Annotated in this window: 18 protein-coding genes, 1 tRNA gene and 1 pseudogene; 11 read left to right on the top strand and 9 right to left on the bottom strand. The window is 69.9% G+C overall.

Going from position 1 to position 24,047, the window contains the following annotated elements; all coding sequences use genetic code 11:
- Positions 1-55: 55 nt before the first annotated feature.
- Together K3N28_RS00580 and K3N28_RS23430 are read right to left on the bottom strand one after the other, a co-directional pair.
- Complete coding sequence (locus tag K3N28_RS00580) at positions 56-1,177, bottom strand: sorbosone dehydrogenase family protein (protein WP_228090530.1); 1,122 nt, start codon at positions 1,175-1,177, stop codon at positions 56-58.
- Positions 1,178-1,401: 224 nt separating this feature from the next.
- A pseudogene (locus K3N28_RS23430) lies at positions 1,402-1,485 on the bottom strand (alcohol dehydrogenase); the annotation flags it as partial.
- Between the two features lie 60 nt (positions 1,486-1,545).
- Here K3N28_RS23430 and K3N28_RS00570 point away from each other — a divergent pair.
- Positions 1,546-2,241 carry an IS5 family transposase gene (locus K3N28_RS00570; RefSeq protein WP_228090529.1) on the top strand — a complete coding sequence of 232 codons (696 nt, stop codon included), beginning with the start codon at positions 1,546-1,548 and terminating at the stop codon, positions 2,239-2,241.
- A 592-nt stretch (positions 2,242-2,833) separates the two neighbouring features.
- Here K3N28_RS00570 and K3N28_RS00565 read toward each other — a convergent pair.
- Positions 2,834-2,907, bottom strand: a tRNA-Leu gene (locus tag K3N28_RS00565).
- Positions 2,908-2,988: 81 nt separating this feature from the next.
- Complete coding sequence (locus tag K3N28_RS00560; protein WP_228090528.1) at positions 2,989-3,453, bottom strand: Lrp/AsnC family transcriptional regulator; 465 nt, start codon at positions 3,451-3,453, stop codon at positions 2,989-2,991.
- Positions 3,454-3,533: 80 nt separating this feature from the next.
- Here K3N28_RS00560 and K3N28_RS00555 point away from each other — a divergent pair, with 80 nt between their 5' ends.
- Together K3N28_RS00555 and K3N28_RS00550 are read left to right on the top strand one after the other, a co-directional pair.
- Positions 3,534-4,829, top strand: a complete 1,296-nt coding sequence (locus K3N28_RS00555) for an APC family permease (RefSeq protein WP_228090527.1) — start codon at positions 3,534-3,536, stop codon at positions 4,827-4,829.
- 156 nt (positions 4,830-4,985) lie between these two features.
- A complete protein-coding gene (locus tag K3N28_RS00550) occupies positions 4,986-5,540 on the top strand; it encodes a phage antirepressor KilAC domain-containing protein (RefSeq protein ID WP_228090526.1) in 555 nt (184 codons plus the stop codon).
- A gap of 44 nt (positions 5,541-5,584) precedes the next feature.
- Here K3N28_RS00550 and K3N28_RS00545 read toward each other — a convergent pair whose 3' ends face one another.
- Positions 5,585-6,745, bottom strand: coding sequence for a nucleoside 2-deoxyribosyltransferase domain-containing protein (locus tag K3N28_RS00545; RefSeq protein ID WP_228090525.1), 1,161 nt, complete (start codon positions 6,743-6,745; stop codon positions 5,585-5,587).
- 267 nt (positions 6,746-7,012) lie between these two features.
- Here K3N28_RS00545 and K3N28_RS00540 point away from each other — a divergent pair, with 267 nt between their 5' ends.
- The 4 genes from K3N28_RS00540 (at position 7,013) to coaE (ending at position 13,418) form a co-directional block, all read left to right on the top strand.
- Positions 7,013-7,630 carry an ANTAR domain-containing response regulator gene (locus tag K3N28_RS00540; RefSeq protein WP_228090524.1) on the top strand — a complete coding sequence of 206 codons (618 nt, stop codon included), beginning with the start codon at positions 7,013-7,015 and terminating at the stop codon, positions 7,628-7,630.
- Positions 7,631-7,745: 115 nt separating this feature from the next.
- A complete protein-coding gene (polA, locus tag K3N28_RS00535) occupies positions 7,746-10,445 on the top strand; it encodes a DNA polymerase I (RefSeq protein ID WP_228090523.1) in 2,700 nt (899 codons plus the stop codon).
- Between the two features lie 211 nt (positions 10,446-10,656).
- Complete coding sequence (gene rpsA / locus K3N28_RS00530; RefSeq protein WP_228090522.1) at positions 10,657-12,153, top strand: 30S ribosomal protein S1; 1,497 nt, start codon at positions 10,657-10,659, stop codon at positions 12,151-12,153.
- Positions 12,154-12,227: 74 nt separating this feature from the next.
- Positions 12,228-13,418 (top strand): dephospho-CoA kinase, encoded by a 1,191-nt coding sequence (gene coaE, locus K3N28_RS00525; RefSeq protein WP_228090521.1) that lies wholly within the window; start codon positions 12,228-12,230, stop codon positions 13,416-13,418.
- 216 nt (positions 13,419-13,634) lie between these two features.
- On the opposite strand, the gene K3N28_RS00520 is transcribed toward coaE, so the two are convergent.
- Positions 13,635-15,035 carry a hypothetical protein gene (locus K3N28_RS00520; RefSeq protein WP_228090520.1) on the bottom strand — a complete coding sequence of 467 codons (1,401 nt, stop codon included), beginning with the start codon at positions 15,033-15,035 and terminating at the stop codon, positions 13,635-13,637.
- 92 nt (positions 15,036-15,127) lie between these two features.
- Between K3N28_RS00520 and uvrB the strand changes: the two genes are divergently transcribed.
- Positions 15,128-17,188: an excinuclease ABC subunit UvrB gene (gene uvrB, locus K3N28_RS00515; protein ID WP_228090519.1), complete on the top strand. Its 2,061-nt coding sequence runs from the start codon at positions 15,128-15,130 to the stop codon at positions 17,186-17,188.
- 216 nt (positions 17,189-17,404) lie between these two features.
- On the opposite strand, the gene K3N28_RS00510 is transcribed toward uvrB, so the two are convergent.
- Positions 17,405-17,695: a putative quinol monooxygenase gene (locus K3N28_RS00510; protein WP_228090518.1), complete on the bottom strand. Its 291-nt coding sequence runs from the start codon at positions 17,693-17,695 to the stop codon at positions 17,405-17,407.
- Positions 17,696-17,965: 270 nt separating this feature from the next.
- On the opposite strand from K3N28_RS00510, the gene K3N28_RS00505 reads away from it, so the two are divergent.
- On the top strand, positions 17,966-19,015 hold the full coding sequence (locus tag K3N28_RS00505) for a TerC/Alx family metal homeostasis membrane protein (RefSeq protein WP_228090517.1): 1,050 nt from the start codon (positions 17,966-17,968) through the stop codon (positions 19,013-19,015).
- 129 nt (positions 19,016-19,144) lie between these two features.
- Here the strand turns inward: K3N28_RS00505 and K3N28_RS00500 are convergent, their stop codons facing one another.
- Complete coding sequence (locus K3N28_RS00500; protein WP_228090516.1) at positions 19,145-20,047, bottom strand: NlpC/P60 family protein; 903 nt, start codon at positions 20,045-20,047, stop codon at positions 19,145-19,147.
- Positions 20,048-20,292: 245 nt separating this feature from the next.
- Here K3N28_RS00500 and bioB point away from each other — a divergent pair, with 245 nt between their 5' ends.
- A complete protein-coding gene (gene bioB, locus K3N28_RS00495) occupies positions 20,293-21,360 on the top strand; it encodes a biotin synthase BioB (RefSeq protein ID WP_255640243.1) in 1,068 nt (355 codons plus the stop codon).
- A 234-nt stretch (positions 21,361-21,594) separates the two neighbouring features.
- Positions 21,595-22,857 carry an ABC transporter substrate-binding protein gene (locus K3N28_RS00490; RefSeq protein ID WP_228090515.1) on the top strand — a complete coding sequence of 421 codons (1,263 nt, stop codon included), beginning with the start codon at positions 21,595-21,597 and terminating at the stop codon, positions 22,855-22,857.
- A 25-nt stretch (positions 22,858-22,882) separates the two neighbouring features.
- Here K3N28_RS00490 and K3N28_RS00485 read toward each other — a convergent pair whose 3' ends face one another.
- The gene (locus tag K3N28_RS00485; RefSeq protein ID WP_374209634.1) at positions 22,883-23,944 is read right to left on the bottom strand and encodes a LacI family DNA-binding transcriptional regulator; all 1,062 of its coding nucleotides are present in this window, start codon (positions 23,942-23,944) and stop codon (positions 22,883-22,885) included.
- Positions 23,945-24,047: the final 103 nt, after the last annotated feature.

Here is a 24,047-nt window from a genome sequence, read left to right as displayed (position 1 = left end):
ACTCGTAGGCCATCTGGCCCTGCATCCGAGCCTGGCTGTCTTCGAGGTGCTCGGATCAGTTCAGTTCGATGCGGAGGATGCGGTCGTCGCCGGTTCGCGGCTCGGTGCCGCCCCAGGTGGCACGGTCGGTGTTGGAGGTAACGATCCACAGTGAGCCGTCCGGCGCTACCTCGACGGTGCGGATGCGTCCGTATTCACCGACGAAGTGCTCGATCGGGTCTCCGGCCGCCTGGGCGCCGTCGACGGGCAGCTGCCACAGGCGCTGCCCGCCGAGGGCGCCCATCCACAGCGATCCTTCGGCGTAGGCGAGACCGGAGGGCGAGGCCTGGTCGGGATGGATGGTGAAGATCGGTGGCTCGCCGGTGTCGCCGGCGATGCCTTCGGACTCGGGCCAGCCGTAGTCGAGGCCGGCCCCCAGGACGTTCACCTCGTCCCAGGTGCGGTGGCCCAGCTCGGAGGCGTAGACGGTGCCGTCCGGACCGAAGGTGATGCCCTGGACGTTGCGGTGCCCGCTGGAGTAGATCGCCGTGCCGGACGGGTTGTCCTCGGGAATTGAGCCGTCGAGCGCGATGCGCAGGATCTTGCCGTTCAGCGAGTCCTCGTCGGCGGCGTTCTCGGGTTCGAAGGCGTCGCCGGTGCCGATCCACAGGTGCCCGTCCGGACCGATGCGCAGGCGGCCGCCGTGGTGGCGGTCTGCCGTCTCGATGCCCTCGAGCAGGATCCGCTCCTCGGTGACCGACTCGAAGTCCTCGCCGATCCGCAGGGCCACGACTCGGTTCGTCGGCGAGGCGGATACGTAGGCGAACACGGTCCGGTCGGTCCCGAAGTCCGGCGAGGTCGCCAGACCGAGCAGGCCGCCCTCGGCGCTCGTCTCGACGTCCGGGACGACCCCGACCAACTCGGCCTCTCCGCCCTCGGCCGGGAGGCGTCGGATCTCTCCGCTCAACCTGGATGAGACCAACGCCGAGCCGTCCGGCAGGAACGCCAGGCCCCACGGCGAGTCGAGCCCGTTCGTCAACTCGACCGGCTCGCCGGGCGAGGCCAGTACCGCCGCATCCTGACCCGCGTCGGTTCCGCCGCTCGGGCTGTAGCTCGGCGTCGGCTCCGACGGCGATGTGCAGGCGGCGAGCGCGAACACGGCCGATACTCCGATCGCGGCCCATCTGGTAATGCTCATAGCAACTCCTCTGTTATCAGAGATAACACTACACTGTTTTCGTTGATATACACACCGCAATCAAGATGCTGTTATCACCGGTCCGAGGGTGGACGAGGGGCGGCTCCGGCAGCGCGGGCGTGGTAGCGGAGCGGTTTTCGAGCTGGGCCGGTTAAGGATCGCGCTGGTGATCGGTGAGGTGACCGCGGAGCGACTGAGGGCGATGCGGTCCCCGTGACCTTCCGTTACGGCTGCAGCAGCACTTTGATGGCGCGGCGCTCGTCCATGGCCTTGTAGCCCTCGGCGACCTCCGCGATCGGGAGCGTCAGGTAACGGCCTCCCCGAAACGCGCCCAGGGCGGTGGCACTCCCCGAGCTGATGCCCGACAGGTGTTCGCGGCGATCGTGTTCGTCCTGGCCACCGGTTGTGCCTGGTGGCAGCTGCCACCGACCTTCAGCGTCTCCCACCAGACCGCGCACCGGCGCTTCACCGAATGGTCCGAAGCCGCGCTATGGGCGAAACTCCACCGGGCCGTACTCGACCGGCTCGGCGCGGCCGGTGAGATCGACTGGTCCCGCGCGATCGTCGATGGTGCGAGTCCGCGCGCCAAAAAAGGGGATCGCCGACCGGTCCGAACCCGGTCGATCGCGGCAAGTCAGGTTCGACGATCCACGTCTTGTCCGACCGCGCCGGACTGCGGTGTCTCGGCCGCGAACATGCACGACTCACAAGCCCTCGAACCGCTGGTTCAGGGGATCCCCAAGATCCGCTCCCGACGCGCACCGCGCCGCAGGAAGCCGGCGAAGATCCACGCCGACAAGGCCTACGACCTCCCCGACTGCCACCACGCCCTGCGCGAACGGCGGATCGGCGACCGCATCGCCCGCCGCGGCATCGAGTCCTCGACCCGGCTCGACCGACACCGCTGGGTCATCGGACGGTCCATCGCCTGGCTCGGCGGCTACCACCGCCTGACTATCCGGTACGAACGCTACGGCCACCTCTTCGCCGCGTTCCTCGCCCTCGCAGCAGCCCTCGCCTGCTACAAGAAGCTCGGCCGTCGGCGATACCCGCCAACCTCATGAAGCAACCAACCGCACTTTGCGTCGAACCAGGTCCACTTCAACGACTCGAACCCGAACGGCCTGCCCCTCCTGAAATCCAGAAGCTAGATCGGTCTCATGGTCCAGAGTGACTGCTGCCCTTCGGTATTGAGCAGCAGATCCATTTAAAAAATCGGATATTATGATATGTAAATTTAGCTTGAGGTGTTAGTGTCCTATTATGGACGCGGGGGTTCAAGTCACTCTGGCGCTCCCCGCCCACGCAGGGGCGGACCGACCGCGATGTCGTGCTCGACTGCCATCTGTCTTCGGTGTAGCCCAGTTTCCGACAACGGCTCCGGCCGGATACGGGTTCTTGGGACCGCGTGAAGGGTAATGAAATCGACGAGTGTCGGACGGCACCAGGCATGCCCGGATCGAGCGAGGTCTCGAGCCCTTCGCCGATCTCATCGCATCGCCCGGCCCGTCCTGGATCCGCATCCACCGTGCCTCCACAGGTGATTGCCTATGGTTGCTACTGGCTGGGCACATCGGCACAAGGAAAAACCGCCGCACCTCAGCGTTATTGCTGATGAACGGCGGTTTTATGCCCCTGAGCTGGGGCTATGGTCTGTAGCCCGGGTGGGATTCGAACCCACACTGTACGGGTTTTGAATCCGTCTTCTCTGCCAGTTGGAATACCGGGCCCAGCAGTGGTCCAGTCGGCCTGGACCGCTGCATATGATACCCCGTTGCGCGGTGACGGTGCTCCGGCCCCGCGGGATGCCGCTACGGCTCCTCGGGGAGCGGGTCGAGGACGCGGTTGTGCAGGCGTTGGAACACCATCGAGGTCTGGAACCTGGCCACCTCCGGGCGCGAGCCCAAGCGGTCGACCAGGAACGCGTGCAGCCGCTCGGTGTTCTGGACCGCCACGTGCAGCACGATGTCGCTGCCGCCGGAGACGACGAACAGCGTCACCACCTCCGGCCACGACCCCACCGTCTCCCGGAACGCCTCGTACGTCGAGCGCTGGTGATGCGTCATCTGCACCGACACCAGCGCCTCCGCCCCCCGCCCGAGCGCCGCCAGATCCACGTCCGCCCCGTACCCGCGGATGACGCCGCGCCGCGTCAGCGCCCGCACCCGTTCCAGCGCAGTCGAAGGCGCCACGCCGAGCCGGCGGGCCACCTCCCGGTTCGACAGCCGAGCATCCGACTGGAGCAACCGCACGATGGCCTCGTCAAGTTCGTCCATCCACGGATTATCCCTCCGATTCCAGCCGAACGTTCGATCCCACCTCGCAAGCGCCGACCATGCGTCTAGCGTTGCCGTCCATGACCGTCCGAACACCTCATGTCGGCACCCTCGGCACCGCGCGCGGCACCGCCCTCTACCTCGGCGCGATCCTCGGCCCCGGCGTGCTCGCGCTCCCCGGCCTCGCCGCGGCCGCCGCCGGACCGGCGGCGCTGGTGGCCTGGATCGCGCTCCTGGCCCTGTCGGTCCCCGTCGCCGCCACCTTCGCGAGCCTCGCCGCCCGCCGCCCCGACGCCGGCGGCGTCGCCACCTTCACCCGCGCCGCCTTCGGCGACCGGGCCGCGGCCGTCTGCGGCTGGTGGTTCTACAGCGTCATCCCCGTCGGCGCCGTCTCCGCCGCGAACGTCGCCGCCGCCTACATCGGCGACGCCGCCGGGCTCGGCACCGCCGCGACCGCCGCCTGCTCGGCCGCGCTCGTCGTCGCCGCGTTCACCGCCAACCACATCGGCCTGCGCCTCTCCGGCGGCGCCCAACTCGTCCTCATGGGACTCCTCGTCCTCCTCATGGGCGCCGCCTGCGCCGCCGCGCTGCCCCACTTCGACCCGGCGAACCTGCGCCCCTTCGCGCCCCACGGCCTCCCCGGGATCCTCTCCGCGGCCGCCGTCCTGTTCTTCGCCTTCTCCGGCTGGGAGGCCGCGAGCCACCTCTCGGGGGAGTTCACCGACCCCGCCCGCCAGCTCCGCCGCGTCACCGCGCTCACCCTCGGCCTCATCGCCGTCGTCTACCTCGGCCTCGCGACCGCCACCGCCGGCGTCCTCGGCCCCGCCGCCGCGACCACCACCGCGCCGCTCACCGATCTGCTGGCCTACGGCTTCGGTGCGGCCGCCGCACCCTTGACCGCCGTCTGCGCGGCCGTGCTCGGCCTCGGCGCGATGAACACCTTCATCGCCGGGGCCTCGCGACTCGGGGCGGCCCTCGCCCGCGACGGCGCCATGCCCGCGCCACTGGCCCGCGGCCACGAACCCGGCCGCATCCCGCACCGCAGCCTCGCCCTCCTCGCCGCCCTCACCGGCGCGGTCCTCGCCGCCGCCACCGCGTACGACCTCGACCTCGACCAGCTCATGCGCGCCACCTCGGCCTGCCTCGCCGCAGTGACCGTGCTCGCCTGCGCCGCCGCCGTCCGGCTCCTGACCGGACGCTCCCGCGCCGCCGCCCTCATCGCCACCGCCTGCACCGCCGCCATCGCGCTGGCCCTCACGTGGTACCTGCTCGTGCCCTCGGCCGTCGCCGCGCTCGCGCTGCTCTATCTGCGGCTGCGCGCGGCCCCGCCGCGACCCCGGGCGCCGGACGAGGCGCCCAGCGAAGTCGCCGCATGAGGGGCGTCGGCAGGGCCCTTTCGACCGGGCCGAATTGTCGTACCCACGCGATAGATTGAGCGGGTCCGACAGGGAAGAACCCCTGATCAGGCCCCCGGTTCCGTCCGGTTCGACCGGACGGGCGGGCAAGCCACGCGACAGGAATGGAGCCTGCCCATGCGTCTTCACCCGCTTCACGACGGCACGTCCCCCTCATCGGAGCCGAACCGCCGCCCCGGCAACGCCAGGACCCGCCCCGGCTCCCGCGAAGCCGCGACCACCGCCTTCCGCCTCCCGTTGACGCCGCGCGAGATCGCCGAACTCGTCATCCGCGAGGCCGACCGGGCCGACTCGGCCGAAGCCCGGGCCGAGGCGCTGAAGCCGGACGCGATGGCGTGGCGGACCCTCGCCTCGGCCGAAGGCGACTACAGCGTCGGCGACGCCGCGAAGCTCCTGTCGCGGCACCCGGCGATCGAGATCGGCATGATCCGCCTCTTCGCCTTCCTGGAACTGCACGGCTGGATCTACCGCGACAAGGGCGACGGCGCCTGGCGCGTCTACCAGGCGCAGATCGACGCCGGCCGCATGGCCGAACGCGCGCAGTCCCACCGCCATCCCAGAACCGGGGAGCTCCTCATCGACCCGCCGCAAGTGCGCATCACCGTCGACGGCCTGAAATACCTCAGCCGCCTGTTCGACGCGAGCCTCCCGCTCGAAGCGATCGAGCGCTGATCCGGTCGGCGGTGCGGCCCGCGGGCCGCACCGCCGACCGGCCGCTACGAACCGAGGGCCTGAGCGATCATGCCGATCGTCGCCCAGTCCGCGAGCCCCCGCTCGCGGATCTCACCGTAGGAGGCGATCTCGATCCACGTCCGCTCGCCGCCTCCCACGCCGCCGGGCGTCCCCTGGCGCTCGCGCAGCCACGCCAGCTCCGCGTCGGTGATCGCGGCGGCGAACAGGTGCGCCCGGTGGGTCGAGACCGTGCCCGCGACCTGCCGCACGCCCACCGGACGGAGCCGATCCGCGTCGACCGACAGGCCGGTCTCCTCCCCGACCTCCACCGCCGCCTGCAGCACCGGCTCGGGCTCGGTCCCGCTGCCGCCGGGAAGCTCGTGGACGAACCCGTCCGCCGTGGCCGCCGGGGACCGGAACTCGCGCACCAGGATCACGATCGTCTCGTCCACCGTGGCTCCCGGCCGGTACAGCAGCACATGCGCGGTGTCGGGGCGCGAGAGCACCACCTCGTTCGACTGCACCCGGTCCTCGGCCGCGACGTGCACCTGGACGTGCGCGGCCCAGCAGCGCACGGTCCTCCGGTCGGGACCCGCCCGGAACGTCCACTCCAGACGCGCTCCGACGAGGCGGTTGCCCGCGCCGCGCTGGGCGCCGTACCAGGACTGGAAGCCGTCGGTCCGCCACACCAGGAGCGGCACCGACCGCTCCCCGCCCTCGCGGCGCGCCCCGGCGCCGACCATGGCCAGCGCGGCGTCGACCGCGCCCTCGAGCGTGTCCGCCGCGGGCACCCCGCGGGACTCGGCCAGATGCAGCAGGTACTCGTTCTTCGGCGCTGACGGGGGCGCGCCGAACACCGCTTTCCCCGAGTCGTACCAGGAGCCGAACTCGATGTTCGTCGTGAACGCCGGCATCGTCTCCAGGTCGCGCGGCACCCAGAACAGGATCACGTCCGCGTCGTGGAGCCCGCGATGCTCCCAGTCGATCTGGCCGGTGTAGTCCGCCGTGACGCCCGCCCGCGGCTCCGGCGAGAACACCACCAGCCGGCCGTCCCCGCCCCAGCGCTCGCGCAGACGCCCGATCGCCTCGGGATGCCACGAGGCGACCTCGGCGGACCGGGGGAGCGGCCCGGCGAGGAACACCGCGGCGTCCCACCACTCCGGGGGCGGCTCATTGGCGTGCACGACGAGGACCTCGGATGCCATGCGCTCCCCTTCTCGTTGCCACGGTGCGGAACCGGCTGCGCGGCAGTCTACTGACCGGATGCGCGGCAAGGGATGCGCCGCGAACGGGCCCGAAACGGCGTCACATGATACGCAAGCGGCGCGGCCGCCGAAGCCGAGGCCCTGTCGTCCGAAACGCTCGGCATAGGAACGTGCGGACGCATCCGGCTGCGGCTAAGCTAGCGTCCTGGTGTGCCTGCATCGCCGCACGCCCCACGTACACCGCCGCGTATGAAAGGTACGGACCGCATGACGAGCAAGGCCGCCGAGGAGCCGCGCAAGCGCGTGCTCATCGCCGAAGACGAGGGGCTCATCCGCCTCGACCTGGCCGAGATGCTCACCGAGGAGGGTTACGAGGTCGTGGCCGAGGCCGCCGACGGCGAGGCCGCCGTCCGCCTCGCCCAGGAGCACCAGCCCGACCTGGTCATCTGCGACATCCAGATGCCGATCATGGACGGACTCCAGGCCGCCGAGAAGATCGTCTCCGCGCGCATCGCGCCGGTCGTGATCCTCACCGCCTTCAGCCAGCGCGACCTCATCAGCCGGGCCCAGTCCGCCGGGGCCATGGCCTACCTCGTGAAGCCCTTCCAGAAGTCCGACCTGGTGCCGGCGATCGAGCTGTCCCTCACCCGCTTCGCCGAGATGACCGCCCTCGAGAAGGAGGTCGCGAACCTCACCGAGCGCCTCGAGGTCCGCAAGCTCGTCGACCGCGCCAAGGGCCTCCTCATGACCCAGTACGGCATGCCCGAGCCGGACGCGTTCCGCTGGATCCAGCGCGCCGCCATGGACCACCGGCTCTCGATGCGGGCCGTCGCCGAGCGCGTCATCGCCGAAGCCGAGCAGAAGGAAGCCCAGGCCAGCGAGTGACCCCTGAGCCGTCGAGGCCCGCCGACCGGAGGGTCGGCGGGCCTGTTCGCTTCCCGAGCCACGCCGCCGCCCACTCGTACCGGACTTGTCGGACCCACTCGCTAGGCTCGGGGGCGTGACCGCTTCGCAATCCCGCCTGCTCCTGATCGACGGCCATTCGATGGCCTTCCGCGCGTTCTTCGCCCTCCCGGCCGAGAAGTTCGCCACCGACGACGGCCAGGTGACCAACGCCGTCTACGGCTTCGCCTCGATGCTCATCAACCTGCTCAAGGCCGAGGAGCCCACGCACGTCGCGGTCGCCTTCGACGTCTCCCGCCGGTCCTTCCGCACCGACGAGTACCCCGCGTACAAGGACGGCCGCGGCGAGACCCCCGAGGACTTCAAGAGCCAGATCCCGATCATCCAGGAACTCCTCGACGCCTTCGGCATCAAGTGGCTCACCAAGCAGAACTTCGAAGCCGACGACATCATCGCCACCCTCGCCGCCCGCAGCGAAGCGGCGGGCCTGTCGACCCTGATCTCCTCCGGCGACCGGGACGCCATCCAGCTCGTCAACGAGGCCGTCACCCTCCTCTACCCGGTCAAGGGCGTCACCGAGCTGGCCAGGTACACGCCCGAAGCCGTCGAGGCCAAGTACGGCGTCACCCCCGACCGCTACCGCGACCTCGCCGCGCTCGTGGGGGAGAAGGCCGACAACCTGCCCGGCGTCCCCGGCGTCGGCCCCAAGACCGCCGCCAAGTGGATCGTCAAGTACGGCTCGCTCGACGGCCTCGTCGCCAAGGTCGACGAGATCACCGGCAAAGCCGGCCAGAGCCTGCGCGACCACCTCGACGACGTGCTCCGCAACCACCGCGTCAACTGCCTCGTCCGCGACCTCGAACTCGACGCGGACATCGCCGACCTCGAGTGGGAGGGCTGGTCCGTCACCGAGACCAACCGCCTCTTCGACGCCCTCCAGTTCCGCGCCCTCGGCGAGCGCCTCAACGCCAACCTCGCCGACAAGGCCGTCGGCGCCGTCGCCGCCCCCGCGGCCGCCGTCGACCACACCGAGGCCGCCGCGCTCGTCCCCGGCGGCCTCGCCGCCTGGCTCGACGCCCGCGAAGGCCACGTCGCCATCGCCTACACCGGGACCTTCGCCTCCGGGGCGGGCTCGTTCGACTCCATCGCGCTGGCCGAAGGCGGCCAGGCGCTGTGGTTCGACCCCGCGCAGCTCGACGCCGAGGACGAGCAGTCCTGGGCCGACTGGCTCGCCGACCCCGCGAAGCGCAAGGTCGTCCACGACGTCAAGGCGTTCCTGTGGGGCGCCGACGCCGCGGGCTGGCCCGAGGTCGCCGGGATCGAGGCCGACACGGTGCTGGGCGCGTACCTGCTCAAGCCCGAGCAGCGCTCGTACGCGCTCGGCGATCTCGCCATGCAGTTCCTCGGCCGGGAGCTGGAGACCCCCGAGACGCCCGCCGCCGACGGCGCGCTGATGGGCCTCGACGCGGCCATGTCCGACGACTCGGCGCGGCTCGAGGCCGACTGCGCCGCGGCGGCCGCCGTCCGGGAGCTCGCCGTCGAGCAGCGGACCCGCCTGGAGCAGCGGCAGCAGGCGCAGCTGGCCGAGGCCCTGGAGTACCCGCTCGCGAGCGTGCTGGCGCGCATGGAGATCACCGGGATCGCCGCCGACGAGGGCCACTTCGCCGACATCGAGGCCGGCTTCGCGATGCAGTCGAAGGAGGCCACCGACCGCGCCCACGAGATCGTGGGCCGCCCGTTCAACGTCGGCTCGCCCAAGCAGCTTCAGGAGATCCTCTTCGACGAGCTGAAGATGCCGAAGACCAAGCGCACCAAGACCGGCTACACCACCAACGCCGAGGCGCTGCAGCAGCTGTTCGTGAAGACCGGGCACCCGCTGCTGGAGCAGCTCCTGCGGTTCCGGGACGTCGAGAAGCTCAAGCAGATCGTCGCGACCCTGCGCGCCACGATCCAGACCGACGGGCGCATCCACACCACGTTCCACCAGACCGTGGCCGCCACCGGGCGCCTCTCCTCGGCGGACCCGAACATCCAGAACATCCCGGTCCGCTCCGAGGCCGGCCGCGCCATCCGGGCCGGGTTCGTCGTCTCCGAGGGCTTCGAGTCGCTCATGACCATCGACTACAGCCAGATCGAGATGCGCATCATGGCGAGCCTGACGGGCGACGAGAACCTGATCGACGCGTTCGTCTCCGGCGAGGACGTCCACCGGGTCGTCGCCGCGAAGGTCTTCGGGGTCGCGCCGGAGGCGGTCACCGCCGAGCACCGCCGCAAGATCAAGGCCATGTCCTACGGGCTCGCCTACGGCCTGTCCACGTACGGGCTCAGCCAGCAGCTGGGCGTCTCGACCGAGGAGGCGCAGCAGCTCTCGGACGACTACTTCGCGCGCTTCGGGAAGGTCCGCGACTACCTGCGCCGCGTCGTCGAGGAGGCCCGCAAGACCGGCTACACCGAGACGATCATGGGCCGGCGCCGGTACTTCCCGGACCTCACCTCCGACAACCGCCAGCGCCGGGAGATGGCCGAGCGGGCCGCCCTCAACGCCCCGATCCAGGGCAGCGCGGCCGACATCATGAAGACCGCGATGCTCGGCGTCGACCGCGCGCTGCGGTCCTCCGGCCTCCGCTCCAGGGTGCTCCTCCAGGTCCACGACGAATTGGTGTGCGAAGTCGCACCCGGTGAGGCCGACCGCTTGGAAACCCTGGTGCGCGAACAGATGTCGAACGCCGCCGAGCTCGCGGTGCCGCTCACGGTGTCCGCCGGCTTCGGCGCCTCCTGGGAAGCCGCCGCCCATTAGCGGTGGCAATCGACACGAGGTTCGGGCCCGGACTGGCGCGGGATTATCGCGCACGGTAACCTGGGATGGCCTGGGCATGTCCGCGTCCTCAGTAGGGAGCAGGGCGCGTGCCAGCGGCAAGGGCGGCCCGGGAACGAACTGCGAGCATTCGCGTCTTGCGAGGGCGCGGCTGCGAGCCCACGATTCTTACGTATCCGGAGCACCAGCCCACATGACGAGCAGCATCGAGGCCACCTCGAGCAACGCTGAGAACAGCACGGTCGAAGAGATTCTTTCCGACGAGGACCTCCTCGCCGCGATCGACGCGACCATCAAATACTTCAACGACGGCGATATCGTCGAAGGTACCGTCGTCAAGGTCGACCGGGATGAAGTCCTGCTCGACATCGGCTACAAGACCGAGGGCGTCATCCCCTCGCGCGAGCTGTCGATCAAGCATGACGTCGACCCTGAAGACGTCGTCTCTGTGGGCGACCACGTCGAGGCCCTCGTCCTCCAGAAGGAGGACAAAGAAGGCCGTCTGATCCTCTCGAAGAAGCGGGCGCAGTACGAACGCGCCTGGGGCACCATCGAGAAGATCAAGGACGAGGACGGCGTCGTCCGCGGCTCCGTCATCGAAGTGGTCAAGGGTGGTCTCATCCTCGACATCGGCCTCCGGGGCTTCCTCCCCGCGTCGCTGGTCGAGATGCGCCGCGTGCGCGACCTGCAGCCGTACGTCGGCCGCGAGCTCGAGGCGAAGATCATCGAACTCGACAAGAACCGCAACAACGTGGTCCTGTCGCGTCGCGCCTGGCTCGAGCAGACCCAGTCCGAGGTGCGCACCGAGTTCCTGCACCAGCTCGCCAAGGGCCAGGTCCGCAAGGGCACGGTCTCCTCGATCGTCAACTTCGGCGCCTTCGTCGATCTCGGCGGCGTCGACGGCCTGGTGCACGTCTCCGAGCTCTCCTGGAAGCACATCGACCACCCGTCCGAGGTCGTCGAGGTCGGTCAGCCGGTCGAGGTCGAAGTCCTCGAGGTGGACCTGGACCGCGAGCGCGTCTCCCTGTCGCTGAAGGCGACCCAGGAAGACCCGTGGCGCCAGTTCGCCCGCACCCACGCGATCGGCCAGATCGTCCCGGGCAAGGTCACCAAGCTCGTCCCGTTCGGCGCGTTCGTCCGCGTCGAGGACGGCATCGAGGGCCTGGTGCACATCTCCGAGCTGGCCGAGCGCCACGTGGAGGTGCCCGAGCAGGTCGTCAAGGTCGGCTCCGACGCCATGGTCAAGGTCATCGACATCGACCTGGACCGCCGCCGGATCTCGCTCTCCCTCAAGCAGGCCAACGAGGCCTTCGTCGAGAACGAGGAGCAGTTCGACCCGACGCTGTACGGCATGGCCGCGCAGTACGACGACCAGGGCAACTACATCTACCCGGAGGGCTTCGACTCGGAGACCGGCGAGTGGATGGAAGGCTTCGACGAGGCCCGCGAGGAGTGGGAGCGGCAGTACGCCGAGGCCCGCACCCGCTGGGAGGAGCACGGCAAGCAGATCGCCGAGCGCGTCATCACCGAGGCCCCCGCCAAGCCCGCCGAGGGCGAAGCCGCCCCCAAGGGTGAGAAGGGCCCCAAGAAGACGACCTCTGAGAAGAAGTCGGCTCCCGCCGAGCCCCAGGGCACGCTGGCCACCGACGAGGCGCTCGCGGCACTCCGCGAGAAGCTCGCCGGCAACTAGCACCCGTCACTCTTTCAACTGACAGACCACTGCCCGTCCCAGGCTGTTCGCCTGGGGCGGGTAGTGTTTTACTTGTGCTTAAAGTCGCATTGACCGGTGGCATCGGAGCCGGTAAGAGCACGGTCGCAGCGAAGCTGTCGCAACTCGGCGCCCGCGTCATCGACGCGGACGCCCTCTCCCGCGAAGTCGTCGCCCCGAACACCGAAGGACTCGCCGCGGTGGTCTCCCGCTTCGGCCCCGACGTGCTCACCGCCGACGGCTCGCTCGACCGCGCCGAACTCGCCAAGACCGTCTTCTCCGATCCGGCCGCGAGGGCCGAACTGGAGGCGATCGTCCATCCGCGCGTCCGCGCCCGCGCCCGCGAACTCACCGACGCCCAGCCCGCGGACGCCATCGTCGTCCAAGACATCCCGCTCCTGGCCGAGACCGGCCAGGCACCCGGCTTCCATCTCAACATCGACGTGGAGGCGCCGCGAGAGCTCCGGCTCGAACGCCTCGCCGAGCGGGGCCTGTCCCGCGCCGACGCCCTCCGACGCATCGACGCCCAGGCCTCCGACGCGGAGCGCCGCGAGGTCTGCGACGTCGTCCTCGACAACCGCGACGGGCTCCACGAGCTGGAGCACCGCGTGACCATGCTCTGGGAGGAGCGCATCGTCCCCTACGCCGACAACCTGCTCGCCGGCCGCGCGGAAACACGGCCCGAGAAACTCCAGTTCGTCGAATCCGACCCGGCCTGGCCCCGGCGCTTCGAACGCCTCGCCGCCCGACTCCGCCGCGTCCTCGGCCCCAGCGCCGTCCGCATCGACCACGTCGGCTCCACCGCCGTCGCGGGGCTCCCCGCGAAGGACGTCATCGACATCCAGGTGACCGTCGTGTCCCTGCGGATCGTGGACGCCTTCGCCGACGACCTCGGCGAAGCCGGATTCTTCGGCCGCGTCCTCCACGACTCGCCCAAGCCCGAGTACCCGGACGAAGCCGACTGGGAGAAGCGCTTCTACGGCTACGCCGACCCCGGCAACATCGCCCACGTCCACTTCCGGCCCATCGACAGCCCCGGCCAGCGGTTCGCCCTGCTGTTCCGCGACTGGATGCGCGCCGACGCGACCTCCCGGGCCGACTACGCCCAGGCCAAGGGCGTGCTCGCCGCGAAGGTCGACTCCACCACCGGCTACACCGAGGCCAAGGAACCGTGGTTCGACCGCGAGGCCTGGCCGCGCGCGAACCGCTGGGCCGCCGAGACCGGCTGGCAGCCCCCGGTCTGCTAGCGGAGGCGAGAACCGACGGGCCCGGCCGAACGGCCGGACCCGTCGACACGTCCGCGCCGGGTCCCGCGCTGCGCGACCGACCCGCCGCCTCGCGCGAACGCCTCAGCCGCGTCGCGTCCTGCGCGCCTATTGCTCATCGACCGGCCGCACCGGAGCGCTCACGCATCGGTGCGGCCGCACGTCCCGCTCATCGCAGCCGGAGGCGCTCCGACCGGCTCACCCGATCTGTTCGCTCACGGCCCAAGGGATCTCGACCATCGGATAGTCCTCGTAGGCCAGTTCGGCGCTGGCGACCCCGAAGTAGGACACCATCTCCACTTCGCTGAGCCGCTCGTCGCTGAGGTGATAGCGGAACGCCGACCGGCCCACGGCCGCCTCGGCGTCGCCCGCCACGGGGAACTCGACGACCTGCACCGGACCCCCGTCGGTCTCGTCGACCCGCAGCAGGAACGCCGACTCGGCGATCGCCTCCGCGTCCTCGGCCTCCTCGGCGCTCATCTCCAGGAGCCGGTACACGAGCGACTCGACCGGACCGAAGGTCTCGGCGACGTCCTCGTCGGTGAGCGCATGGGCCGCCCACCCCTCGGCGGGCGGGGTTTCGGGCAGCTCGCCGTCGTCGACCGGGAGGGTCGCGTAGCCGCCGGGCCGCGCCAAGAACAGCCGCTGCCCCGCGGCGTCGGTGAGGTGCAGGTACGCGGTCATCGTGCGCCAGTCGATCGAGCCGGTGCCCGTCGTGATCTGCCCGTCGGCGGTCGGCACGGTCAATTCGACGGTGGCCGACCGCGACCAGTTCCGCTCCCGCACCGCCGCGATGACGGCGGCGAGGTCCTCGTCGACCGCGCTCGGCTCGATCGCGGGACCGCCGAGGAGGTCCACGGGCACCAGGGCCGTGGGGTCGAAGCCGACGTCGCGCAGGAAGTCCACCGCCGAGAGGCTCTCCTCGCCGGTGTTCACCTGGAAGCGGCGGAGGTTCCCCTCCTCGTCGAGCGAGTACAGGGCCTCCGGGCTCGCTCCCCGCTCGTCGGACTCGACCATGATCGGCGCTCGGAAGGAGTCGACGGGCTCGCCGTCGATGACCCCCTCCTCGCGCCAGGTGGCCTGCGCCCCCAACACCGCCGGGTCGTCGGCCTGCTCGGCGGTCAGCGTGAACAGCGAAGAGGCGAGGATGTCGAACGTGGTCTCCAGGGGCGTGCCCGCGCCCGACAGCATCTGCCGGGTCGTCCAGCCGTCCTCGGGGACCCGCAGCTCGGCGAACGCCGCCTCGTCGTCGGCTCGGGTGGCGACGAGACCCGGGACGGCCTGGACCAGCCGGTGGTCGCCCTCGGCGTCCGGCACGCGCGCGTACAGCATCGGCAGCCGCCAGTCGAGGTAGCCGTCGGCGATCACCGTCTCGCCGTCCATCGGCACGCTCATGCGCACCGCGACCGGATCGGCGTCGTGGTTGCGCTCGCGCATACCCGCCAGCAGCGCGGCCTCCTCCTCGCTGACGGGCCGCTCGGCGTTCGCGTCGGTCGGACCGCACGAGACGGCGAACCACCCGGCCAGGGCGATCGCGGCGATGACGGCCGTGACCCACATGAGGGCCGATTTCCAGGGAACTGCGGTACTAGAGCTCACGGATGGTCAAACGAGTCGGGCCGTGAAAAGTCACCGGCCCGGGGACGCGAATGCGGTGGAGGAGTGTCGTACCCCGGCGCTACGGTTGGGCCGTGGCATTCGATATTCCGCGCGCCGATGGGCGCTTCGAGGTGGTCAGCGACTGGGAGCCGTCCGGCGACCAGCCGACGGCGATCGCCGAGCTGACCGAACGCATCCACCGCGGCGAACGGGACGTGGTCCTCCTCGGCGCGACCGGCACCGGCAAGTCGGCCACGTCCGCGTGGCTCATCGAGAAGCTCCAGCGGCCCGCGCTCGTGATGGTCCACAACAAGACCCTGGCCGCGCAGCTGGCGAAGGAGCTGCGCGAGCTGCTCCCGAACAACGCGGTCGAGTACTACGTCTCCTACTACGACTACTACCAGCCCGAGGCGTACGTCGCGCAGTCCGACACCTACATCGAGAAGGACGCCTCGATCAACGAGGAGGTCGAGCGGCTCCGCCACCGCGCCACCTACTCGCTGCTCACGCGCCGCGACGTGGTCGTGGTCGCGACGGTCTCGGCGATCTACGGCCTCGCCACGCCGGCCGAGTACCTGGAGCAGGCCACCGAGGTGGCCGTCGGCCAGGAATGGGACCGCGACAAGCTGCTGCGGCGGCTCGTGGACGTCCAGTACGGCCGCAACGACCTCGCCTTCACCCGCGGCACCTTCCGGGTCCGCGGCGACACGATCGAGATCATCCCGGCCTACGAGGAGCTGGCGATCCGCATCGAGATGTTCGGCGACGAGATCGACCGGCTCTACTACCTGCACCCGCTCACCGGCGACGTGATCCGCGAGGTCGACCGGGTGCTCATCTTCCCCGGCTCGCACTACGCCACCGGCAACGAGCGGATGGCCCGCGCGATCCGCGACATCGAGGTCGAGCTCGAGGAGCGCCTCGCCGAGCTGGAGCACCAGGGGAAGCTCCTGGAGGCGCAGCGGCTGCGGATGCGCACCGTGTTCGACCTGGAGAACATGCGCCAGATCGGCACCTGCAACGGCATCGAGAACTACTCGCGGCACATCGACGGCCGCGGGCCGGGCACCCCGCCGCACACGCTGCTCGACTACTTCCCCTCGGACTTCGTCACCATCGTCGACGAGTCGCACCAGACCATCCCGCAGATCGGCGCGATGTACGAAGGCGACGCCTCACGCAAGCGCAACCTCGTGGACTACGGCTTCCGACTGCCCAGCGCGATGGACAACCGCCCGCTGCGCTTCGACGAGTTCCGCGAGCGCGTGGGACAGAGCGTGTACCTCTCGGCCACCCCCGGCAAGTGGGAGATGGCGCAGACGAACGGCCAGTTCGTGGAGCAGGTCATCCGCCCCACCGGCCTGGTCGACCCGCACGTGGAGGTCCGGCCCACCAAGGGCCAGATCGACGACCTCATGCACGAGATCAACGAGCGGGCCGCCAAGAACGAGCGCGTCCTCGTGACCACCTTGACCAAGAAGATGGCCGAGGACCTCACGGACTACTTCATGGACAACGGCATCCGGGTGCGGTACCTGCACTCGGAGGTCGAGACGCTCCGCAGGGTCGAGCTGCTCGGGGAGCTGCGGCGCGGCGACTACGACGTGCTGGTCGGCATCAACCTCCTCCGGGAGGGCCTCGACCTGCCCGAAGTCTCGCTCGTGGCGATCCTCGACGCCGACAAGGAGGGCTTCCTGCGCTCGGCGACCTCCCTGATCCAGACCATCGGCCGCGCGGCCCGGAACGTCTCGGGCACGGTCCTCATGTACGCCGACAACCTCACCGACTCGATGAAGGCGGCGCTCGACGAGACCGACCGCCGCCGCGAGAAGCAGATCGCCTACAACCTCGAGCACGGCATCGACCCGCAGCCGCTGCGCAAGCGCATCGGCGACATCATGGAGGACCTGTACGACACGGCGGCCGAGACCAAGGACCTGGTCGAGCACGACCCGTGGGCGGAGCTGCCGAAGGGCAAGCAGGAGAAGGGCGCCGGCAAGGTCCGCTCGGAGATCCTCAAGCAGCTGGAGGAGCGCAACGACCTGATGCTCGCCGCCGCAAGGGAGCTGCGCTTCGAACTGGCCGCCGCCTACCGCGACGAGATCGCCGACCTCAAGCGGGAGCTCCGCGAGATCGACCAGGCCGGGGCCTGAGTCGTCCACGGGACAGAACTCGCTTCTTGAGTCGGTTGGCTCCCTGTGTCAGGCTTGCCCCGGTTTTGGTGTAGGTGAGACGGTCGGCAGGGGACCGCCGAAACGCTCGGGTCGCGGGCTGACTCGCGCGCTCGGGCACCTCCACCAGACCGCGCAGCGCACGACTGCATACGGCGGGCGGTCTCCGGCCGCCGAACCGGCGCCCGCCCCCATCGCTCAATCGACGTCGACGACGTGCTCCACGAACGGAGGCTCGGCGAAGAACGGCCCGATGGCCTCACGCCATTTCGGGAACCGGTCCGTCTCGCGGAAGCCCTGATCGTGGGCCTCGACCGAGTCCCATTCGATGAGGAGCACGAACCGGCTCGGGTTCTCCACGCCCTGGGTCATGCGCATCGAGCGCAGCCCGGGGGAGACCCGCACGAACTCCCGGGCCTGGCGATAGGCCTCCTTGAAAGCGTCTTCCCGACCGGGGGTGATCTTGATTTCAGCGACTTCCAGAACCATGCGCGGAGCCTCCCACAGCTTTCACCGCGTCGGAATCCCCTGGAACGGCGTCGAGAGTGAAGTCACAAATCTGACTGATGACAAGTCGGGTTCGAGCAGGCAGACTGGTTCAGTTCGATCATCATCAGGTTTGTGGGGAGTATCCTGCAGCGCTTGCCGCTGTTAGCGTCGTCGTCAATGCACGGGATCCTGAGCGGTCCCCGGTGGCGCTGGTCCGCGAGGATCGGGAGAGACCATGTGACCATCCAGAGTCATGCGGAAGGCAACACATTGGAACTCCCACCTTGGGTCTGGGCCCTCACGCTCATCGTGCTCGCGGCGGTCGTGGTCCTGGATCTGACAAGCGCGATCCGTAATCCCCACCGTCCCGGCCTGCGTGAAGCGGCCACCTGGTCAGGCGTCTACATCGCCGCCGCCTTCGTCTTCGCCGGCGTCATGTTCTGGACGCAGGGCAGCACGTACGGGGGCCAGTTCCTCGCCGGGTTTCTCACCGAGAAGGCCCTGTCGGTCGACAATCTCTTCGTATTCCTCCTCATCATCCAGGCCTTCCGGGTACCCGAACCGCTCCAGTCGCGGGTGCTCCTGGTCGGCATCGTGCTCTCGATCGCCCTGCGCAGCATCTTCATCGCGCTGGGCTCCGTCCTCGTCGAGCGGTTCAGCTGGGTCTTCCTGATCTTCGGTGCGATCCTCATCTGGACGGCCGTGGGCCTGCTCCGCGACAAGGGCGACGACGAGGCGTACGAACCCTCCAGGTTCATGAAGTTCGCCGAGTCGAAGATGCGCGTCAGCAAGGAGTACCACGGCGGCAAGCTGCTGACCCGGATCGACGGGCTCCGCTACGCGACTCCGCTGCTGCTGGCGATGCTTGCGATCGGCTCGACCGACATCCTGTTCGCGCTCGACTCGATCCCGGCGATCTTCGGCCTCACGCAAGAGCCGTACCTGGTGTGGACCGCGACGATCTTCGCGCTGTTCGGCCTGCGCCAGCTCTACTTCCTGCTGGCCGCGATGCTCAAGTCGCTGAAGTTCCTCGCGCTGGGCCTGTCCGCGATCCTCGGCTGGATCGGCGTAAAGCTCGTCATGAACGGCTTGGCCGAGAACCAATTGCCGTTCATCAACGGCGGGCACCACATCGAGTGGCTGCCGCACGTTCCGACCGCGCTCTCGCTCGGCGTCATCGTCGGCGTGCTCGCCGCGGTCGTCATCGCCAACGGGGTCCTGCTGCATCGCGAGGGGAAGACCTGGAAGGAGCTCTTCGCGGAGTCCGAAGCCGTGCTGGACGAGCCCTCCGCCCCCGCGGTGGCGGTCGCCGAGAAGTAAGCGGAACGGCAACGGCCCGCCGCCCATGGGAAGGGGCGGCGGGCCGTTTCGTTCTCGGGCCCGGTCGGAGCCGCCGGCGGGGTTCGCCGTGCCGGTGCCGCTCGTGCGGCGCGTCGCGGGAACGGGCCCTCAGACTCGCACCGGCAGGCGGCGGCAGGCGGTGATCTGGGTCAGCTCGGAGTCCTTGAGGGACTCGACGACGACCTTGCCGTAGACGGGGGAGGAGAAGATGACCTCCGGCAGGTCCGTCTGGCCCCGCTCGGCCATGATCGCCGGGGTCTTCGGGTCGCCGCCGTGTTCGATGAACACCAGGTCGCCGGGGTGCAGGTCCTCGAAGTCGACCGACTCGCCGATGTCGATGAGCGCCTCGTTGAACCGCGGCACGTCGATCCCGAGCTGGCGGTAGACGATCCACACCAGCCCCGGGGAGTCGATCCCGTAGGCGCTGACGCCGCCGTGCAGGTAGGGGATCTCCAGGAGCTGCTGGGCGAGTTTCACCGCGTCGAGCCCGGCGGCGATCACGCCGGTCGAGGACGCCGCGGACACGGGCTCGGCGGCGAGGTCGCGCTGGGGCACCCAGCCGGGCTGCCGCGGGCCCGGCAGGGCCACGGGCACCCAGCCCCGGTAGGGCTTGCCGACGACCCGCAGACGGGTCCCCAGGGTCACGCCGGGGATGGCGACGTCGCCGCCCGGTTCGTCCCGGACCGCGGTCGCGGTGGCGCTGACGAGGTGCTCGACCCCTTCCGCGTCGCCCTCGGCGGGGTAGACGAGCTGGTCGATCGGCAGCCACCCGGAGGTCTCCTGCGCCGGGCAGGCCACTTGGGCCCAGCCGTCGGTGATCTGGAGGACGTCGACGGGGGTCCCGAGGAGGCACTGCGTCCGCACACGCCCCTTGAGGCCGTGGGCGCGGATGTCGTTGGTGAGCCGGGCGACCCATTCCCTGATGGCCGAAGGCACGCCGAGGGCGAGTCGGTCCTCCGGTCCAGGGGCCGAGGGCTGGGCCCAGAGGGTCGCGACTGCGACGGCGATCAACGCCGGTTGTCCAGGTGCGATCGGCACGGTTGGTTCTCTCCGGAAGGTTTCAGCGGTTCGTCGTTCGAAACGCGAGCAGGAGATCCAGCCTGCAGCGTTCTTCGCAGCACCGACCACCCACTGTAGCAAGTGTAGGCGGATCGCGACGCTCCGGTCCGAGCGTGACGTCCGGAGGTCATTTGCGCGCAATTCCCCTGAACCATGCGAAAGGTTCCCCGCCGCGGCGCTGTGGCAAGATTTTTGCCATGACCGCAGTGCACGAAGCCCTCAGCCGCCTGTCCGCCGCCGCCGACGCGGGGGCGGACCCGGCCGCCGCCGACCTGGAGGCGGTGCTGGCGAGCGCGGACGCCGAGCTCATGGACGTGGTGGCCGCCGCCGCCCGGCTTCGCTTCCGCCACTTCGGGAACACGGTCAAGCTCAACTACCTCGTGAACCTCAAGAGCGGGCTGTGCCCGGAGGACTGCAACTACTGCTCCCAGCGCCTCGGCTCGAAGGCCGACGTCCTCAAGTACACGTGGCTGAGCCCCGAGCAGGCGGCCGAGCAGGCCGCGGCCGGGGTCGCGGGCGGGGCCTCGCGGGTGTGCCTGGTCGCGAGCGGACGCGGTCCGACCGATATGGACGTCGAGCGGGTGGGCAAGACGATCGCGGCGGTGAAGAACGCCGCGCCGGGGGTCGAGGTGTGCGCGTGCCTGGGGCTGCTCAAGGAGGGCCAGGCCGAGCGCCTCGCCGGGCTCGGCGCGGACGCCTACAACCACAATCTGAACACCTCGGAGGACTCGTACGCCGAGATCTGCTCGACGCACACCTTCGCCGACCGGGTGGACACGGTGAACGCCGCGCACGGCGCGGGACTCTCGCCCTGCTCGGGTCTCATCGCGGGGATGGGGGAGTCGGACGCCGACCTGGTGTCGGTCGCGCTGGGTCTGCGGGGGCTCGATGTGGACTCGATTCCGGTGAACTTCCTGCTGCCCTTCGAGGGCACGCCGCTGGAGGGCAAGTGGGAGCTCGATCCGCGCCGGTGCCTGCGCATCCTCGCGATGGTGCGCCTGGCCAACCCCGCGGCGGAGGTCCGCCTCGCGGCCGGCCGCGAGGTCCACTTGCGGCAGATGCAGGGTGTGGCGCTGCAGATCGTGAACTCGATCTTCCTCGGGGACTACCTGACCAGTGAGGGCCAGGCCGCGAAGGACGATCTCGCCCTCATCGCCGACGCCGGTCTCGTGCCCCTCGGTCTCGACGCGGTCCCCGAAGCGGTCCGGGAAGCGGTGAAACCCCGCAAACGCGGCGCGGGCACCGAGGTCGCCCCCAACGCCTGAGAGAGCGACGATGCCGCCCCGAACGCCCGGCCGTACCGCAAACCGCGATACGGCCACGCACGGGACGGCTCTCCTCAGCGCCTGACATATCGGCGCTCCTCGATGTGACGTATGTTGTTCCGGCAGGTCGACGGACCCCGCGGGCCGCCGAATGCACGTAGCATTTCGCTTCACCCCTGCGCGCACGCAGCACTGCGCGTCCTGTCGGCGGCGAACAACATCGAGGTGAACGGCATGCGCACCCCCGCAACAGCGTCGGCCGTGGCGGTCCTGGCCACGGTGGCGTCGATGACGCTCGTGGCCTGCTCGGGGCCCAGCGAGGAGGCGACGCCCGGCGTCACCGATACGACGGTCACGATCGGCACCCACCAGCCTTTGACCGGTCCGGCCGCGGCCGGGTACGCGGCGATCTCGGCGGCCACCGCGGCCTACTTCGAGTACGTCAACGACAACGGCGGCATCAACGGGCGCCGCATCCAGTACCTCGTCAGGGACGACGCCTACGACCCGGTCAAGACGCAGGAGACGGTGGCCGAGCTGGTCGAGGAGGACGAGGTCTTCGCCATCGTCAACGGCCTGGGGACTCCCACGCACTCGGCGGTGCTCGATTACCTCGACGACGAGGGCGTGCCCGACCTGTTCATCTCCTCGGGCTCGCGCGTCTGGAACCAGCCCCACGTCTACCCCAACACCTTCGGCTTCAACGCCGAGTACGTGACCGAGGGCGCCGCGCTGGCCCAGTACGCGGTCGATCAGCAGCCGGACGCGAAGATCTGCGTCCTCGGGCAGGACGACGACTACGGGCAGGGCATCCTCGAAGGCGTCGAGACCGTCGTGGGCGGCAACGCGATCAGCGAGATCCAGCTGTACTCGACCTCGAGCGATGACCTCACCGGCAGCATCCTCAAGCTCATGGAGGCCGAGTGCGAGGTCAACATCCTCGGCACCATCAACGGGTTCACCGCGATGGCGGTCGGCACGGCCGCGCAGATGGAGTGGTTCCCGCAGTGGTACGTCTCCTCCTCGGGCGCCGACTACCCGACGCTGGTGCAGTACCTGGGGGAGGAGACCGGACCGGCCCTGCTGGAGGGCATGGTGAGCGTCAACTACCTGCCGTTCAGTCCTGACGGGGAGTGGGTCGCGCTGTTCGAGCGGATCAACGAGGAGTACAACGACGGCGCGCCGTTCACCGGCAACACCGTCTTCGGCATGAGCGTCGGCTACCTGTTCGCCGAGGCCCTCGCCGCCGCGGGCGAGGACCCGACCCGCGAGTCCCTGGTGGCCGCGGTCGAGTCGGGCGAGATCCTCGGCAACGGCATCGTCCCGTTGGGTTACAGCGACGACAACCACGCCGGCTACCAGACGGTCGGCATCGCGACGATCACCGGCGGCGTCCAGGACTACGAGGGCACCACCTACCACGTGAACGTGGGCAGGGTGACGGAGGTCGAGGCCGCGCCGGTCCCCTTGGCGAACGACGGCATCCCCGGCGCCTGATCCCGCGGGACCGGCGCCGGGACGCTCAGCGGGTCAGCCGGGCGGTGGACTCCCTGACCACGAGTTCGGTGGCGAGTTCGAGCCGCGGGGAGTCGATCTCGTTGCCGGTGGCCATCTCCAGGACCGTCCTGGCCGCCAGCGCGCCCATCTCGGCGAGCGGTTGGCGCACCGTCGTCAGGGGCGGGGAGGTCCAGCGCGACTCGGGGAGGTCGTCGAAGCCGACGACGCTGATCTCCTGCGGGATGCGCAGGCCGGCCTGGCGGATCGCCTCGTACGCGCCGAAGGCCATCTGGTCGGAGGACGCGAAGATCGCCGTCGGGGGCTCGGGCAGGGCCAGCAGCGACCGCGCCGCGTCGAAGCCCGACTGGTGGTAGAAGTCGCCGTTGTAGACCATGCCCGGGTCGTACTCGATGCCGCCCGCCTCCAGCGCGGCCCGGTAGCCGTCGAAGCGGGCCCGGGAGCACAGGACGTGCTTGGGGCCGTGGATGAAGCCGATCTTGCGGTGGCCCAAGGAGATCAGGTGTTCGGTCGCGGCCAGGCCGCCCGCCCAGTTGGTCGCGCCGATCGCCGGGGCGTCCATGGTGGGCCCGCCCGAGGGGTCGAGGATGACCAGCGGCACGCCCAGGTGCCGCAGCTGCTCCAGGATCGGCGAGGCGAGCTGGGAGACGACCAGGATCACGCCGTCCGAGGCCCTCGTCCGGAGGTTGTCCAGCCACTGCTCGGTGGAGGCCCGGCGGCGGTGCACGGCCGAGACGACGGTGCCCACGCCCGCGGCGTGGGCGGCGTCCTCGACGCCGCGGATGATCTCCACGGCCCAGGGGCTGTCGAGTTCGTTGAAGACCAGGTCGACCAGTCGCGCCCGGCTGGCGACGCGCGTGGAGCGGCGGCGCTGGTAGCCGCGCTCGTTGAGGAGGTCCTCAACGCGTTTGCGGGTCTCGGGGGCGACGTCCGAGCGGCCGTTGATGACGCGCGAGACCGTCGGCACGCTGACGCCGGCCTCGTCGGCGATGGCGCGGATCGTGATGCGCCCGTGTTCGGCTTCGCTCAAGGGTCCTCCTGGTCGTTCATTCAAATGTAGCCAGGACATCCTATAGCGGTGGCTCCGGCATCCCGGATTCCGTCCGAAAGTTTCGAGAGAAGGCCTTGTTTCGCGAGTCCGGGCAAACGCATCCCACGCGCAAATTGCCGCT

This window comes from Glycomyces sp. TRM65418 (assembly GCF_019710475.1).
Classification (GTDB): domain Bacteria; phylum Actinomycetota; class Actinomycetes; order Mycobacteriales; family Micromonosporaceae; genus Glycomyces.
Note: the sequence above shows the minus strand (reverse complement) of the source record. Positions and strands in the feature narration are given on the sequence as shown.